We start from the raw sequence: 16,495 nt of genomic DNA on the forward strand, positions 1-16,495 counted from the left end.
TGTCGAAAACGGCGTGATTATAACCCAGAGGACAGAGTTCTGTGTATCCCTAAGTTTAGTAGGAATAATTACTACCAATAAAATCAATAGATTAAAATATCACGATGTAAATCTGTCCATCTCGACTCGGCAATAACATCTCCTGAGTGCGAAAAATTTACGTCTGTGCCACACTATCGTTCCACTCTCTTTAACCTAGTTATCACGTGCAAGATAAGAATTTTGACAAGCTCGCGCAAAAATTTGCGAAAAACATTTATGGTACGCCTAAAGGCGACATTCGTGCCGCGGTACTGTGGCGCGACCTCGCACCTGCGCTAGCAAAACTGGGGAATAGAAAACTCAGAGTATTAGATGCAGGCGGTGGTTTTGGTTACTTTAGCCAAAAATTGGCCCGCCTCGGCCACGAAGTGGTGCTGTGCGATATCTCAGCGGAGATGTTGGCGCAAGCGCAAGAGCAGATAGATGCCTCGCCTGAACCATTAGCTATCCAGCTTATCCATGCGCCTATTCAAGCTCTGTCAGTCGAGCACCATGGCTATTTCGATATCATATTGTGCCATGCGGTCGTCGAATGGTTAACGGATGCTAAGCCCACTGTAGCGGGCCTACTCACTATGCTTAAACCTGCGGGAATATTCTCTTTGATGTTTTACAACAAAGAGGCCATGCGTTTTCATGCCTTAGTGTCGGGTAATTTCGATTACGTCGCCGCAGATTTAAAAGTGAAAAAGAAAGTGCGGCTAACACCCACGCACCCACTTTATATTCAAGAGGTTAAAGAGTGGTTTAGCGACTGGCAAATGTCACTCATCAGCCAGTCCGGCGTGCGGGTGATCCACGACTATTTGAAAAAGAGTCAGCCAGTGGATTTCGATTATCAAAAACTGCTGCAAATGGAGCTCGAGTATTCACAACGCGAGCCCTACATTTCCCTCGGCCGATATGTGCACTTTTTAGGGCAAAGCCCCGCAGTTTAAACCCGCATGGTTATAAACCCTGTGTCCTAAGCGATTACTCGCAAGTCTGTTTCCAGCAGGCGCTCACTTTGGCGCCTGCTTGCTCTAGCAGTTGCACCACACTTTTATCGCCCACCACATGACCCGCGCCAACCACCACAAATAATGGTGAAGTTATTTCAGTCGAGCCCATTAACTTTATAATGCCGTCGGCCATCACATGGTTTCGCCGCCAGAGGATTTTCTCTAGCATCTTAGTGTCGCCCTCGCCGCCCATTTGCTCCTGCATTATGCTATCAAGCTCAGCTTCATTACCCGAACGCCAAGCCGCAATTAACGATAAAAGATCTGTATCCGACGTACTAATCGCCTCACGCACCATAGACCACTGCGCTTGGCTATCAAAGGACGCTAATAACTGAAATTGCGACTCGGCGGTTTCTAACTGATACACAGGTAAAGCCGCATGACGGGCCATCAACTGCATATCAACGCCATAATCCGTGCTGTAACCTAAGTTGTTATAACGTATTAAGTTAACTTGCGTGGCTTGCAGCCAAGGCGCGAAGGATTGAATCGACTGACAAACATTCGCCGTGGCAGCGCAGTAAGGCGTCATGCTCTCAACCGTTTGTTTATCTCGGCTCTGCCAATCTAAACCTTTGGTTTTATCGGCGCGGCCGTATTGGCGCAGCAAGGCATTGATATCGGCTTTATTCATATCGACTTCCACGACTAAGCCCTTCGCTTTGCCAAGCGCGGTTTCAATTTGGGTGGGTAAAGGATAAAAATCGGCACGTCCAATATGAATCGAACCCAGTAGATACGCGCTCTTTCCTTGCCATTGCACTTGATAAAATGGCGGCTTATCGGTTTCGGCACTCACCGCTTTGGTGCTCCAACCCGTCAATGCCAGAAAACAGATTGATGCAATTAATCGCCATTGGCTTGTTGCCATATCCTTTGCCCCTTATAATTCCTGCAAATTTTGCAATGAGACGCTGTTATGCCACATACCAAGGTTATAGAGCAACTGAAAGAGAATCTTCAAATCGCCTATCGCCAAGCCATAGACGCCGACGCTAAGTTAGATGAGCTAAAGAAAGCTGGCCATGGAAACTTCACCAGCATATTCACGGCAGAACAAGGTTTTATCGCTTCGAGTAATCGTTTTCTGCCCTATGTACAAGAGTTGGTCGATGACTTAACTCGCATGGAAGAATACGAGGCGCTCGATCCTAAAGAACTTGAAACCTATGTGCGCCAGCTCGGTGCTTTACTGCAAACGCTGCAGGCCTTTAAGACACAAAGCTAACCTAGATGAAGAGCTGAAACTCGCCAGTAGCCTTCAGCTCTTTTCATCTGCTATCCACTCAAAACCCCCGCATAGCTAGCGCTAAGCTCCCTCAAAATTGTCATCATTTTGTCATTTCTAAGTCATAGACTCCGCTCACATAGACGAAAGGGCTGACGTAATGACAAGTTTAGATCTGGCTAAAGAGCTCGATAAGATAATTTCTAAATCGGCAATTAATCCCTTATTTCAGCCAATTTTCAATATATTAGAACATAAAATCCACGGTTTTGAAGCCTTGAGCCGCGGCCCTGAACACAGCCCGTTATACTCTCCAGTGCCGCTATTTCAGACAGCAGAGCATGAAGGCAAGTTAAGCGAGTTAGAAACCCTTTGTCGGCGCATTTCACTCGAGCAATTTAAGCTGCGTCAGTTTCAAGGCAAGCTGTTTATCAATATTTCACCCAAGGCATTATTAGATCCCGCGCACCCCAAGGGCATGACCTTACAGCTATTGCAACAACTCGGCATAGCGCCATCGCAGGTGGTGATTGAGCTGTCAGAGCAATATCCCGCCGATGATATCGACTTACTCAAATCTTGCTTGAATCATTATCGCAGCCAAGGTTTTTTAACGGCCATCGATGACTTAGGTGCGGGTTATTCAGGCCTAAGACTCTGGTCAGAATTGTCGCCCGACTATGTCAAAATCGACCGCCACTTTATCCATGAAATTGATTCGACCCCCGTCAAACAAGAGTTTGTCCGCTCAATTGTGGAGTTATGCCAAAGCTTAACCTGCAAAGTGATAGCAGAAGGGATTGAAACGCAAGAGGAATTAGCCGTACTCAAACAACTGGGTATCGTCTATTGCCAAGGCTATTTGCTTGGTCGCCCAGAAGTGCTCCCCTGCCGCGCGATGAAAGCGACCTTAGTGCCAAACAATACTCAGATTCAACCTAGATACAGCGAATCCGCCGAAAGTCTGTGCACGAATGCCATCACAGTTGCGCCTACACTCAAACTCAAATTTTTAAGTGACACCTTTAGCTCGCAACCCGCACTGCAGGCAGTGGTTGTGGTCGATAATCAGTTACCGCTGGGGATTATCAGCCGCGCGACCTTACTCGAACTTTTCAGTACGCCCTATGGTCGTGCCTTGCATGAGAATCATGCCGTAAGTGAAGTGATGGACCCGCAGGTCATCCAAATTGAAGCCAACGAACCCTTATCTACTGTGAGCCAATTGCTGACCTCAGAGACGGCCAATACGGTCGCTCAGCAGTTCATCATACTTCGCCGTGGCAAACTGCTCGGCATAGGCCACACCAAAGATTTACTGCAAAGGATCACAGAGCACAGAATTAAGATGGCCCGCCATGCAAATCCTCTGACAGACTTGCCGGGCAATGTGCCCATTCAGGAGGAATTAAAACGCCTTAAAATCCAAAAGAAACACTTTTATCTAGCCTATTTTGATTTATGTAACTTTAAGCCCTATAACGATATTTATGGCTTTTGTCGCGGCGATGAAGTGATTTGTGAAGTGACTAATCTGTTACTGAAATATAAAAGTGACAATTGCTTTATCGGCCATGTGGGCGGCGATGACTTTGTGATTATCAGCACCTGTGAACATATGATCAGCCGTTGCCAACGAATTCTAGCGGACTTTGAAACCCATAAGCATTTGTTTTACAGCGCCGAGCATTGGCAAGCGCAAGAGATGCTCGCCGACGATAGACAAGGCGAAGCCTGCTACCATCAATTGATCAGCCTGTGCGTGGGTATCTTGCCACCAGCACTGACCTTTAACGCCAATGAACACAGCCTGTCGACCTTAAGTGCCCGGGCAAAAAAACAGGCAAAATCCGCGAATAACGGATTTTACCTGTTAGAAAATCACCTTACTATCGAAACTCAAGCGCTCAGTGCTTGAGTCTTGAGTGACCGATTTAACGATTGAAAGATTGACGATTAAAGTTGTGGGGCAATCGTCTTCTTTAACCAATCAGTCAACATTTTGGTTTCGTACATAAAAGGTTTATCAGTTAAAGATTTAATCCCATCCATGAAACCCATATCCGACAGTTTTTCATCGCCCGCAATAATCACTTTATCGTTTTCCAAAACTTGATAGGAAAAAGTCATACGCGGTGGATAGATTTCTTTAACAATGCGTAAATCATTGGCGGTCGCACCAAAGGTTGGGCGCATATCCCCCGCCAGATCAACATCGGTGATCGTCATTTCAAGCTTTTGATTCGGCTTTAAAATCTTCGCCGCTTCTTTATTGATGTTTTCTGTTAAGGTCTCAAATAAGCGCTTCTCATAGCGGGATTGGATTTCCCCCGATGATTTGATATCGCGAAAATCCTTAGGACTTTGCCAAACAATTTTAACCACCCCATCTTCGGTGACGGGATTCACTGGCGCTTCATCGGCCGCCCAAGCCGCACTGCAACTTAATACACCTGCGAGTAAAAGGGACTGAATTTTCATGTTTGCCTCCAAGGCCTAGATAACTTTCTGAGAACCACAGTACAAAATCTAACCTGAACTAGAGCTTAACGCAAAACTGATATAAGTACAGCTAATGCTGTGTAAGCTTTTGTATAAATACGTAAATTTTATCTGATAACCACAATTGACACGTATCTCTTTGTATCGAGACTGCACTAAGTAAGTGCATAGTTATCAATTTGTGAACATTTTACGCGCATAACCACAAAAAAAACGTTATCCTTCCGCTATTGTTTACATGGCTCACTTAATAAAAATGAAATTCCCCGTTGTATCTGTGTTCATTCTTATCCTGTTTACCTGCGTGGTTAGTGCGATTTGGTTTATCTCCCCGAGTGATAAAAATACCGGCCCTAAAACTTGGTCAGCCTTTATCTATAACCATGGCTATGACTCTGGAAAGTATAAAAAAACGGATAACTTTGATAGCTATGAGACCTGCCGCGATTTTGCACGCGAACAATCGGCCTTTTACGACGATGTACCTTGGGAATGTGGTTCTATGTGCCAGTTCGATACTCGCAAGCAAGGGTTTCAATGCAAAGAAATGAAGAATGAGCGCTAACTAACCGTTCAGCATAGGTTCAATATTTATACAATAAGCTAAGCCCCTCACAGTACAACTCGTTTTCTTTACCGTCTAAGGATGCACGATTTAGAACTGACGTGTTAAACGTAATTTTTAACTTGGAGCTTACCTATGAACCTAAAAATAGCTAACTTATCAAATTCTTACTCACATAAATTTGCTTTACTAGCCCTGCTAACGATCGGAACTTGCATAAGTCTTTCAAGCCATGCGGCGCCATTGACCATCAGCCAACAACAGGCGGTTAACGCTCATTTTAGCAAATTGGCTAAGACGCAACATGCGGCTGAAAACCAAATGACTGAGCAGCTTAAGCAAGATTTTACTCAGCAATTAACCGTGCAAGAACATGAGTTTATGAATGACATCTGCCCTAAATACGGCATGACCTTCGATGTCACAACCAATGCCTGCTTACGCTAATAAGCGATGACCAAGATTAAAATGGAAAACGGGCGCTGAGCTCAGGGTATTGTTGCTTTAAATCCTTGGACTTAGTGCTAAATTTTTTCCCTACGGGCGTCGCCTTGCCCGATGGCATAAAGGGCAACTCATCACCGGTTCTATCTTCGTATAATTGCCCAGCAATAAGATCGTACTCATCCACAAAAGGATAAGCATAGGCATCTCGCTCAGGCCAAGCGGCTAAACGCGCTAAAGTATCAGGCTGATTGACTACACCATCGTAGATTTCTTTGCCGAGTGAAATCAAAAAACACCTGAATTCGGCAAAAGCATATTCAGAATCACAGCCAGTAATAATGTAAGCCGCCCCCCACACCGACCACAAATAGCTCCGGCGCATCTGCTGACCAAAGATTTTATCGAAGGCTTTTAACTCTTCATTACTCAGTTCGGCGAGTTTCTGCTTCAGTGCTTGAGTCAAAGACTCCTGTGATTGCGCCGCTTCCGTTCGCGTGACTAAACCCCAAAACTCAACTTCTGTCATAAACTTCACCTATTAGAGCCTTTCGCAAAAAGGCATATTCTACACGATATTAAGGTTATGCTGGACTCGGATTAGGGCATTTCCTACACTTGCTCATCTTCTTAGCTACCTGTCTACACATACATCTATGCCTAAACGTCTTATGCTACTGATCTCTTTATATTGCCTCTTCAGCATTGCCGCACTTTTACGGGCTGTGACAACGCAATCCTTTGATGTCTTCACCCTAGGCGTACTCCCCGTGCTCGTTGGCATAATGATGCGCACGCCGTGGTCGAGCTTAGTATTGAAGATTTATATCGGCATGCAAACCTTAGGATTTTCCGCCCTAGGCATTACAGCGATTATTGCCTATCGTATAACCCCTGAAGATGTAAAAGTGATTGTTTCTGGTCACAATATTCCTATGTTGCCGCTGACGATAAGCATTATTGTCATTTTACTCCTGCAATATTGGATCGCATTTTCTAAGGTCACGAGTCATTATTTGACCCGTCAAACGCAGTAATGGACATTTGTTGCTAAGCTGTTACTAATAGCGTAGTTTAGCGACCCAATAAAATACTTGCGACTCTTAACTTGAAGTAGACTATGAGCCATTTATCGCCCAGCGAACTTTCCATTCTTTTGGTAGAACCTTCAGATATCCAGCGTCGAATTATTATTCAACGCTTACAACAGGAAGGCATTCTCAGCATTCAAACCGCAGAAAACATTGAAGCGGCTAAAGATATTATTGCTCGCCACAAACCCGATCTTATCGCCAGCGCCATGCATTTTGATGATGGCACCGCCATCGATCTCTTAGGCTACTTAAGGGCTAGCGCTGACTGCAAAGATATTCAATTTATGCTGGTCTCGAGCGAGTGTCGCCGTGAGCAACTTGAGATATTCCGCCAATCGGGTGTGGTCGCTATCCTGCCTAAGCCCTTCAGTGCCGAGCATTTAGCCACAGCCTTAAATGCCACAATCGATCTGCTCAGCCACGATGAACTCGACCTCAGTAATTTCGATGTGCAGGATGTGCGCGTATTAGTGGTCGATGATAGCCGCATGGCAAGAAACGTTATTAAACGCACTATCGGTAACTTAGGGATGAAACTGATTACCGAGGCCGAAGATGGTGCACAGGCCATAGCGTTGATGAAAAACAATATGTTTGACTTAGTGATCACTGACTACAATATGCCAAGCGTAGATGGCCTTGCGCTGACTCAATATATCCGCAATGAAAGCCAACAATCGCATATTCCCATCTTGATGGTGTCTTCCGAAGCCAACGATACCCACCTCAGCAATGTGTCCCAAGCGGGTGTGAATGCCTTATGTGACAAACCCTTTGAACCCAAATTGGTTAAAAAATTACTCTATCAACTGTTAGAAGAATAAAACCAGAATAAAACTTAAGTCACGAACTGAGCAAATATTCTGCGCTTTACCGAACATCCTGCGGCACCTTAGACGCAAAAGGCTTTCCAAGCGCTAAACCTTATGGCATGTTAGGCACGCTTATTTCAAATAAATCTACGGAAAGAAGAGACAATAAAAATGAACAAAACTGAACTTATCGCCAAAATTGCAGAAAATGCCGATCTAACGAAAGTAGAAGCCGCACGCGCATTGAAGTCTTTTGAAGCAGCCATTACCGAATCAATGAAAAATGGTGACAAAATCTCCATCGTAGGCTTCGGTTCGTTTGAAACTGCGACTCGTGCAGCTCGCACCGGCCGTAACCCACAAACAGGTAAAGAAATTCAAATCGCTGAAGCGACTGTACCTAAGTTTAAAGCGGGTAAGACCCTACGCGACAGCGTAAACTAAGCTAGAAAATTCAAAACAACGCCTCCATTGTGAGGCGTTTTTTTTGCCCTATCCCAGTGAAACGCTGAATATTTTTTGCACAACAAGAGTGCGCCTCTGCCCCATAAACTGGCAAATAAAAACATTTTATTAACACTTGATATTCTAATATCTTGTTTTACATAGAATTGTAATAGTGGCATGTGATTAGCAAATCCCTTCTTAGAAAAAAACCAAGATGCACTAATGACCACTGCTTACTTAAGTGTGCCACTGGTGAATCGATAAATAAGTCAATCGAGGGGATGAGCATGAAGAAATCACTGTACAGCGTTTTGGCCTTATCGACGGGAATGTTACTGGCTGGCAATGCCTTTGCAGCCGTATCAGGCAACATTGGTGGTACCTCTAATTACCTATGGCGCGGCGCGACCCAAACTAAAGATGCGGTCGCAATCCAAGGTGGGATTGACTACAGCCATGATTCTGGCTTCTATGCTGGCACTTGGGCATCGAATGTAGATTTTGGTGACGATACGAGCTACGAGCTGGATCTCTACGCGGGTTATGGTGGCAGTATTACCGAAGACATCAGCTACGACTTTGGCTACCTCTACTACGCCTATCCAGACGCTCCTGGCAGCATTGATTTTGGTGAACTCCATGCTGCAGTGACTTGGAAGTGGCTTGAACTGGGTTACTCCCATGTCATCAATGCCGGTGACGATGTCGCCGCCGATCCGTTAGATAATAAAGATCTTAGCTATCTTGCCGCGACTGTCTCTGTGCCTCTCACTGAAAAACTCAGCTTATCAGTGCACTATGGCTACTCAAGCGGTGATGTTGTGCAATCTTGGTTTGGTGAAGATAACTATGCCGACTATAACGTCACACTCAGCGCAGATACCAGCATGGGCACAGTGTCGTTTATGGTTTCTGATACCGACCTCACCGATGATGATGCCAAACTGGTACTCGGCTATTCCTACAGCTTTGATCTCTAAGGTCTAACATTTAGGGTCTTACGTCTAAGGCCTAAGGCCTAACATCTAAGCCCTAAGCATAAAAAAACGCCACCTTAAACGGTGGCGTTGTCTTATCACAATCATCCATTAGGCAATGATGGGTCTGTTGGTTTTACGGGCTGCGACCATTTTCTCGATATATTCAACAATGGGCTCAGTCACCGAAATCCCAGTGGTTTGTTCAATCCCTTCAATACCGGGCGCCGAATTCACCTCAAGGATCAAAGGGCCACGGTTAGAGCGTAAAATATCCACCCCAGCGACCACCAATCCCATCGCTTTCACCGCCGCAATCGCCATCTTACGTTCCACAGCAGTGATTTTAACCACCTCACCACAGCCGCCCAAATGCAGATTGGAGCGAAAATCACCCTCGGGTCCTTGGCGCTTCATAGAGGCGATGACCTTGTCACCGACAACAAAACAACGAATATCACTGCCATTGGATTCTTTAATGTATTCCTGCACTAAGATATTCGCTTTCAGCCCCAAGAATGCTTCTATCACGCTCTCAGCAGCCGTTTTCGTCTCGGCTAATACCACGCCAATCCCTTGAGTACCTTCGAGTAACTTAATGACTAACGGAGCGCCGCCCACCATATTGATGAGATCGGGGATGTCATTCGGCTTATTGGCAAAGCCTGTCACTGGCATGCCAATCCCTTTACGGGAGAGCAATTGCAGCGCCCGCAATTTGTCCCGAGAACGCGCAATAGAGATTGAATCATTCGCCGCATACACGCCCATCATTTCGAACTGACGAACAACGGCACAACCATAAAAAGTCACGCTGGCATGAATACGCGGAATGATGGCATCAAAGCCAACTAATTCAGTGCCTTCGTAATGAATGCTAGGCTTAATGGAATTAATATTCATGTAGCAGTTCAGTGTATTGATCACAACCGCTTCATGTCCGCGGCTTTGACAAGCCTCCACTAAACGTTGTGTCGAATACAACTGGGGGAATTGGGATAAAATACCTATTTTCATTGCTGAGTGACCAACTTAAGCATGAGTGAATAAACCGTTCTGCGGCACTAAAAGCACAGCGACAGAAAAAGGGGCTGATATTTGTCTATTGCTCAGTGTAAAGCAAGAAAATATTCCTCACCAGACGAAATCACTATGCTATTGAAATAGTTCGAGACCTCTCACACTGGGAGCTGAGTTTGGGTTAGTAGTGGCAGAATATACTTGGCCTCAAACGCCGCGGCATCTAAGGGGCGCGAGAATAAATACCCTTGTAAAACAGTGCAATGGCGAGCAGTACAAAACTCTGCTTGCTCAAACGTTTCAACACCCTCCGCCACAGAAATAACATTAAACCCATAGGCAAAGTTGAGTAAAGCAGCGAGCAATCGGGTGTCTTTTTCATCCTTATCGTAGGAAGCGACAAAGCTTTTATCGATTTTCAGCACGCTGATCGGAAACAGTTTGATGTGTTCTAATGACGAAAAACCCGTCCCGAAGTCATCGAGGGCAAAACGCACCCCTAATCCGGCGATTCTATCGAGCACTTTGGCATGTTCATGGGGATCTTCAATAAGGCAATTTTCTGTAATTTCAAGCTCTAATGCTCCAGCAGGCAGGCCTGTCTTCGTCAGTGTATGCACGATTTTATCAAACAGGTTCTCATTTCCGATTTGAGATGCAGAGAGGTTTACTGCGATAGTGAATTCTTGGCCTAGGGACTGTAATTGGGTTAACCAAACCTGTGCCTGGGTGCAGGCTTGTTCAAGCACCCAATCATCAATGTCATCCATTAATCCAATTTCTTCGGCTATGGGCAAAAATTGATCTGGAGCGATAATACCATCCACTGGGTGCTGCCATCGGATAAGGGCTTCCATCCCCACCAGCTGATGGGTTTTCGCATTAACCTGTGCTTGATAATGGACCTTAAATTCATTTCTTTTTAAGGCCATACGTAAACTTGACTCGATATGATTACGGTAGCGCACCTCTTTGTCTAAGGCTTCGGAATAAAACTGGATCTGGTTTCGGCCCATCTTTTTAGCGCGATACATGGCGATATCGGCGCATTTCATCAGCTCAGAACTGTTCGAAGCCGCTTCATTATAAAAAGCCACACCGATACTGGCACCGATAAGCACATCGTTGTCACCGAGACAAAATTCATCCTCAAAGACTTTGAGCAGCCGATTGGCCACTATCATGGGGAAATATTTATAATCGTTATCTGTCACGAGTACGACAAATTCGTCACCGCCTAAACGGGCAATAATGTCGCCATCTCGCAGCACCTCACTTAATCGAGCCGCCACTTTGAGTAACAGCACATCACCCGTTTGGTGGCCTAAGGTGTCGTTAATCGCTTTGAAATCATCGAGATCCAGCAAGATAACCGCCAAATAATCGTGACAGCGTTTCGCCCTTGCGATCGCTCGATTAAGACACAGTTCAAAACCATAGCGATTAACCAACTTAGTGAGCGAGTCGTGCTCGGCCAGTTCTTTTAGTTTTTGATGGCTATTCCGTAACGCCAATGCCATTGAAGATCTTTGTTTCGCATAGCGAATCGCACGAGTTAAGATCCGCGAGTTAACCTCATCCTTAAGCAGAAAATCCTGCGCACCTAATTCAATGCAGCGCTGGGCCAGTTTCTCATCTTCATAGCGACTCAGCATCACGACCACAGTCTGATCTTGCGTCATGGCATTGAGCTTAATCAACACTTCTAACCCATTGGCATCGGGCAATAAATAATCCAATAGAATGCCGTCGAAATGACGTTCTAAGGCAAGATTCAAACCATCAAATGCACAATTGGCTTCGATCACATTAAACGTCAACTTTGACTGCCTAAGTGCTCGGATAATTGCCGTTCTATCGACTTCATCATCATCGATCAGTAGTAAATCCATATACTCACCTTATGCGGATGGGAGCTCGACTATTCGCCAGTAACCTTCAAGCATATTAAAAATATTGTTAAAACCGTCTTTTATGTCAGTTTTAACCATGTAACCAGCCACATGATGGCTATAGGCTTTCATTCTATCTTCATCAGTACTCGACGTCGTGAGCATAAAAACGACAGATGATGAAAGTGAAGGATCTGAACGTATCCGCTCAAGAAACTCAAAGCCATTCATTCTTGGCATATTAAGGTCGAGCAAAATAAGATACGGGCCTTTAATCGTGTCTAAGCTAGTGAGAATTGCTAGTGCCTCAATGCCATCCCGTGCTCGCACTAAGGGATTGAGTAACCTAAGTTGCCTCATCGCCCGCTGCACGGCCATGTAATCCACATCATCGTCATCAACTAATAAAATGGTGACCTGTTGATATTGATCTGCTGCTCTCATAGAAGCTCCTTTTTCACTATTTTCTTAGGCCAAGTAAAGTAAAAACAACAGCCTCTGCCCTGCGATTTGAGTTGAATATTCCCACCTAAACTTTCAACTGTTTTCTTCACAAGTGATAACCCTAAACCACTGCCCTCTACTTCATCCCTAGGTTTAAGTGTTTGAAACATTTCGAAGACTTTATTCTGATAGGCACTTGAGATACCTGGTCCATCGTCTATCACACTGAAGAGATAATGTTTATCCGCGGCCTCACATAAGACAGTGATCACACCTGTGCCTAAGTCATGGTGTTTAATGGCATTGCTGATTAAATTTCGTATCACCAATTCCAACAGTGCGCGTACAGTATGGAAATTTGGAAACTCCCCTTTTAGAACTAACTCAAACCCCTGTGGCGGCGCGACGAGCGCAAACATGTCTTCAGCCAGTTGCCGACTGTTGACCTCGGTGGTTTCAGTATCGACACGGCCAATACGGGAGAACATCAATAGCCCATCGAGCAGTAACACCATGCGATGAATACGACTTTGGATCAGCCCAAGATATTTCTGCACATTTTCATTGGTGTTATCGGATAAATCCTCTGCTAACCAAGATGTTAACTGCTCGATACCCCGTAGTGGGGATTTCAAATCATGGGAGGCGATATAGGCAAAGCGGTCGAGTTCTTGATTAATCCGCTCAAGCTCTTGCATGTGTTCTGCACGCTGGACTTCAATGCGCTTACGTTCAGACACATTGTTAATCGTCGCGAGAATGAAAATGCCATTACTGAAATGAATAGGCGTCAGCCCCACCTCTATCGCGAGTCGACTGCCATCTTTACAACAGCCAAATAAGTCATCCCGCATCGACATATTTTTCGCAATCGGCTGCACTAAGTAATTATTCATGTGCTGCTGATGCGCATCCCTCAGCGCGTCTGGTAATAACATATTGATAGAGCGGCCGAGTAACTCGTCTCTTGCATAACCAAATAAGCGTTCCGCATGGGTGTTCACTAACGTAATAACCCCTGCCTTATCGACCATAAATAGTGCGCTTGGGGAGGCTTCAATGACGAGTCTAAAGCGTTTTTCATTCGCGATTAGTTCAGAGGTAAGTAATGACTCTTTATATCGATTACGCGCCATGATTAGCACAGAATAAAACAGCGCTAAAATGAATGCACAACCGATAAATTGCAGCCAGATACCTTGGGTCTCTTCCGATCTTGAGATAAAACGCGATTGTGATGAAATGTCTAAGCGCCACTGCCTACCGCCAATCAAGTCGGTCTGTGACTGATAAAACACATCTTTTTGATTTGGAAGTACTTTACTGCTAGTGAACATTAAACTGTCGGCACTTGCCTGCGGGCTTTCATAAATGGCGAGCTTCAAACCTGAGAATCGATCCCCCATAATTCCTTGCATGAGGTCGTCCATCCTAAACGCCGCATACACGAGTCCAATCGCCTGCTGTTTCCGTTCAGCCTCAGTTGCCACAATCCCTTGATAAATCGGCAAATACATCAAAAAACCCGCTTTAGCATCTTCGGGTGTATCTTGCACTAAAGCGACCTTGCCAGAAACAGTCGGCTGACCAGTGCTAATGGCGTGCTCTATGGCTTTGCGCCGATTAGCCTCGGAGCACATGTCATAGCCAAAGGCTCTTTGATTGCGCCAATCAAAAGGTTCTAAATACAAGATCACGCAATACTGATCACGAACTCCTTCAGGGTATATTTTATAGTCTTTAAAGCCTTCGGACTGAACTTGTTGGACGTGGGCATCTAATGTGTCAGGTTTAAGTAACTGAGCATAGCCAAAGCCTTGGAAACCCGGGTAATACTCGGATAAATGCGCATTGACAACATAGGTTTGCCATTCCTTGCGGGTCACATTATTCGAAGATAATAACAAGCCGACACCACCGCGTAAGACCTGCTCGTAGGCAAGCATTCTGCGATTCACCGCTTCGGTTAACTCTTGAACACTGTTCTCGAAACGCTCTTCCCCCCTATCCCTAAGATATTGCTCCAGCACATACCAAGAGATGCCCATAAAAAGTAAAGCAGCGACAATCATCAGCCAGCTAGAGCTCAGCACGCTAAAGTAGATACTATTTGATGGGCTATGCGATTTAGAAAACTCATCCTTGTCCATATGAGCCAATTCCCTAGCAAAAGATTTAGCAATAAACACAGCTACAAGTGTTGTTGCAATTATGCCTAAATTCAAGTTTATCCTACTATTTAACTAGGAATTAACCCGAATATATCGATGACGATGTTGTGCTCTCAATCACAAAATAAGCAAGAACTAAATTAATCCAATAGGCAATCCCTGTCTTGGCTTGACGCTAAACCGCAGCGAGCTGAATTATCCGGCTCACGGGCAGAAAATTTTACCCTGACTCACAAAATTATTTGCTTTTCTACCATACTCTTTTTAGTTAGAAAGTCGTTAGGAACAACAAGAGGAATTCGTTATGGCTCATATTACTGAAGTCGTGCCCAACGATACTGAACTTGAGGCAATGACCACACCGAGAAACAGCAAAGCCGCTGAGGCAATGCAACATAGACGTGAAGTCAAAAAGCGTTTAGAAGACTACCTCGAACGGGCGGAGTTAAAGCGTGCATTAGGAGATGACGATTTTTTCTAGCCTATTTGATCTCACTATCTAGTGGACAAAATTAGGGTGATGCTGCGTTAAATCGCAGAGTGTTCATCTAGAACTCACACAGTTCGTGTCCACTCAGACCTAATATCTCACCCAGCCCTCAGTGCTGGGTGTGACTTTGTTTAACCTTCTTATGCCCACATTAAACGCTGCAGTTTCACTGTCACTTTTTACCGCTTTTATAGGCTTGAGTTTTAATCAGCAACCATTCGGCCTTAGCACCTAAATAAACGTAAGCACCTAATCCTACGAGTAAACCGACAACGGCTAACATCATCCAGATCGCGGGTTCAATATATTGTTTCTCACCGAGTGACGCCTTGAACATAGTCAATAAGGCCTCAATGGAAATGGCAATGAGGATGGTAGAAACAAACCGCGTAATGGTTCGCCGCGTTGAGCTGTGGCGAAAGATATCCTTATGCATTAGGACTTCTTCTTCGAGAATGGTTTTCCCGAGATCGAAAATCGCTAATGCTAACGTCATAAAAATAATGATCCCAAAGGGTTGCAGTGGATCTTGACCAATTCGCTCGACCGTAAAAAGCCCGTAAATGTCCCGCAATGCGGTCCAGAGCAATACAGTAACCAGCACAAACAACCCAGCCACTATCACGCCATAAACCGCTTTAAATGCCGGCGTTACACGCCGCCGTGCACTGTCGCCCATCATAAATTCAATCAAACGGGTCAAGTCCACATCTACCACTAAATAACCCAGTTTTTGCTCCTGTTGATAAATAGCTAGGGAGGCAGAAAGGCATAAATTACCGCTGGCATTGGATAAATAGGGACGCGTAATGTTCACGCCATCGGACTCATCACGATTAATGAAATAGGGTCTTTGGCTGCGATCGCGATTGCCACCTAACGGAATTAACTCGATCTGGTGATCTACCACGGCGATATTTTGGCTTATCTGCAAGCCTTGGCTATCGAGTAAATACATCAGTTCAACAAAGGGATAGCTCTTCGCGATTCCTTTCATCGCTTTGACATCGACCTTAGGTTGCTTAAATAACTCGGCATCGGCAATCCCTGTTAAAATCGATTCCATCAGTTCATGCACTGTGGCTTCGTATTCGTGATACCGCTCGATAACACTCAAATAACTCATCGCTGCCATGTTTCGCTCCAATCAACCGATTTCTAAGTCCAGAACAAAGCAGCTTTAATGCCATATCAATAAAATACTATTAAACAAATAGTTACTAATTTATGGCTCATAAACACAGCGCTAAAATAGTCACAGGTGCACCAAAATGATTCACAAAACCGATAACAGTTAATTTATGCAATCGGTATATTTCCTCAGCTAGCCTGCGAATCAATATGAATAAATGAGGTTTAAGGC

Annotated in this window: 18 protein-coding genes; 10 read left to right on the plus strand and 8 right to left on the minus strand. The window is 44.9% G+C overall.

The window, feature by feature from the left end:
• Window positions 1–206: 206 nt before the first annotated feature.
• The gene (locus AC5YB3_RS08970; protein WP_413471796.1) at window positions 207–980 is read left to right on the plus strand and encodes a methyltransferase domain-containing protein; all 774 of its coding nucleotides are present in this window, start codon (window positions 207–209) and stop codon (window positions 978–980) included.
• Between the two features lie 34 nt (window positions 981–1,014).
• On the opposite strand, the gene AC5YB3_RS08975 is transcribed toward AC5YB3_RS08970, so the two are convergent.
• Window positions 1,015–1,917: a TraB/GumN family protein gene (locus tag AC5YB3_RS08975; RefSeq protein WP_494526974.1), complete on the minus strand. Its 903-nt coding sequence runs from the start codon at window positions 1,915–1,917 to the stop codon at window positions 1,015–1,017.
• 48 nt (window positions 1,918–1,965) lie between these two features.
• Between AC5YB3_RS08975 and AC5YB3_RS08980 the strand changes: the two genes are divergently transcribed.
• Window positions 1,966–2,274: a hypothetical protein gene (locus tag AC5YB3_RS08980; protein WP_006079998.1), complete on the plus strand. Its 309-nt coding sequence runs from the start codon at window positions 1,966–1,968 to the stop codon at window positions 2,272–2,274.
• 160 nt (window positions 2,275–2,434) lie between these two features.
• Window positions 2,435–4,192, plus strand: coding sequence for a GGDEF domain-containing protein (locus tag AC5YB3_RS08985; RefSeq protein WP_011845698.1), 1,758 nt, complete (start codon window positions 2,435–2,437; stop codon window positions 4,190–4,192).
• Window positions 4,193–4,230: 38 nt separating this feature from the next.
• Here the strand turns inward: AC5YB3_RS08985 and AC5YB3_RS08990 are convergent, their stop codons facing one another.
• The gene (locus AC5YB3_RS08990; RefSeq protein ID WP_006079996.1) at window positions 4,231–4,755 is read right to left on the minus strand and encodes a DUF3016 domain-containing protein; all 525 of its coding nucleotides are present in this window, start codon (window positions 4,753–4,755) and stop codon (window positions 4,231–4,233) included.
• Between the two features lie 277 nt (window positions 4,756–5,032).
• On the opposite strand from AC5YB3_RS08990, the gene AC5YB3_RS08995 reads away from it, so the two are divergent.
• Entirely contained in the window at window positions 5,033–5,341 is a 309-nt protein-coding gene (locus tag AC5YB3_RS08995) for a hypothetical protein (RefSeq protein ID WP_494526975.1), read from the plus strand.
• A 135-nt stretch (window positions 5,342–5,476) separates the two neighbouring features.
• Window positions 5,477–5,788 carry a hypothetical protein gene (locus AC5YB3_RS09000; protein WP_012588644.1) on the plus strand — a complete coding sequence of 104 codons (312 nt, stop codon included), beginning with the start codon at window positions 5,477–5,479 and terminating at the stop codon, window positions 5,786–5,788.
• Window positions 5,789–5,804: 16 nt separating this feature from the next.
• Here the strand turns inward: AC5YB3_RS09000 and AC5YB3_RS09005 are convergent, their stop codons facing one another.
• A complete protein-coding gene (locus tag AC5YB3_RS09005) occupies window positions 5,805–6,314 on the minus strand; it encodes a DUF4240 domain-containing protein (RefSeq protein WP_107403544.1) in 510 nt (169 codons plus the stop codon).
• 127 nt (window positions 6,315–6,441) lie between these two features.
• On the opposite strand from AC5YB3_RS09005, the gene AC5YB3_RS09010 reads away from it, so the two are divergent.
• From AC5YB3_RS09010 to AC5YB3_RS09025, 4 genes are all read left to right on the plus strand, one after another.
• Window positions 6,442–6,822, plus strand: a complete 381-nt coding sequence (locus tag AC5YB3_RS09010; protein WP_006079992.1) for a hypothetical protein — start codon at window positions 6,442–6,444, stop codon at window positions 6,820–6,822.
• A gap of 83 nt (window positions 6,823–6,905) precedes the next feature.
• Complete coding sequence (locus tag AC5YB3_RS09015) at window positions 6,906–7,703, plus strand: response regulator (RefSeq protein WP_259504366.1); 798 nt, start codon at window positions 6,906–6,908, stop codon at window positions 7,701–7,703.
• Window positions 7,704–7,862: 159 nt separating this feature from the next.
• Complete coding sequence (locus AC5YB3_RS09020; RefSeq protein WP_006079990.1) at window positions 7,863–8,135, plus strand: HU family DNA-binding protein; 273 nt, start codon at window positions 7,863–7,865, stop codon at window positions 8,133–8,135.
• Window positions 8,136–8,425: 290 nt separating this feature from the next.
• Window positions 8,426–9,118, plus strand: a complete 693-nt coding sequence (locus tag AC5YB3_RS09025; protein WP_259543438.1) for a TorF family putative porin — start codon at window positions 8,426–8,428, stop codon at window positions 9,116–9,118.
• A 108-nt stretch (window positions 9,119–9,226) separates the two neighbouring features.
• On the opposite strand, the gene rimK is transcribed toward AC5YB3_RS09025, so the two are convergent.
• The 4 genes from rimK to AC5YB3_RS09045 all read right to left on the minus strand — a co-directional run bounded on the left by rimK (window position 9,227) and on the right by AC5YB3_RS09045 (window position 14,621).
• Complete coding sequence (gene rimK / locus AC5YB3_RS09030; protein ID WP_006079988.1) at window positions 9,227–10,132, minus strand: 30S ribosomal protein S6--L-glutamate ligase; 906 nt, start codon at window positions 10,130–10,132, stop codon at window positions 9,227–9,229.
• Window positions 10,133–10,293: 161 nt separating this feature from the next.
• A complete protein-coding gene (locus AC5YB3_RS09035) occupies window positions 10,294–12,027 on the minus strand; it encodes a putative bifunctional diguanylate cyclase/phosphodiesterase (protein ID WP_432394879.1) in 1,734 nt (577 codons plus the stop codon).
• 9 nt (window positions 12,028–12,036) lie between these two features.
• Window positions 12,037–12,471, minus strand: coding sequence for a response regulator (locus AC5YB3_RS09040; RefSeq protein ID WP_006079986.1), 435 nt, complete (start codon window positions 12,469–12,471; stop codon window positions 12,037–12,039).
• Complete coding sequence (locus AC5YB3_RS09045) at window positions 12,468–14,621, minus strand: CHASE domain-containing sensor histidine kinase (RefSeq protein ID WP_494526976.1); 2,154 nt, start codon at window positions 14,619–14,621, stop codon at window positions 12,468–12,470. The genes AC5YB3_RS09040 and AC5YB3_RS09045 overlap by 4 nt, the downstream gene beginning before the upstream one ends.
• Window positions 14,622–14,946: 325 nt before the next feature.
• Here AC5YB3_RS09045 and AC5YB3_RS09050 point away from each other — a divergent pair, with 325 nt between their 5' ends.
• The gene (locus tag AC5YB3_RS09050; RefSeq protein WP_006079984.1) at window positions 14,947–15,123 is read left to right on the plus strand and encodes a PA3496 family putative envelope integrity protein; all 177 of its coding nucleotides are present in this window, start codon (window positions 14,947–14,949) and stop codon (window positions 15,121–15,123) included.
• A 181-nt stretch (window positions 15,124–15,304) separates the two neighbouring features.
• On the opposite strand, the gene AC5YB3_RS09055 is transcribed toward AC5YB3_RS09050, so the two are convergent.
• Complete coding sequence (locus tag AC5YB3_RS09055; protein WP_006084247.1) at window positions 15,305–16,267, minus strand: PDC sensor domain-containing protein; 963 nt, start codon at window positions 16,265–16,267, stop codon at window positions 15,305–15,307.
• Between the last annotated feature and the right edge of the window lie 228 nt (window positions 16,268–16,495).

It is taken from the genome of Shewanella sp. 1311 (assembly GCF_059338235.1).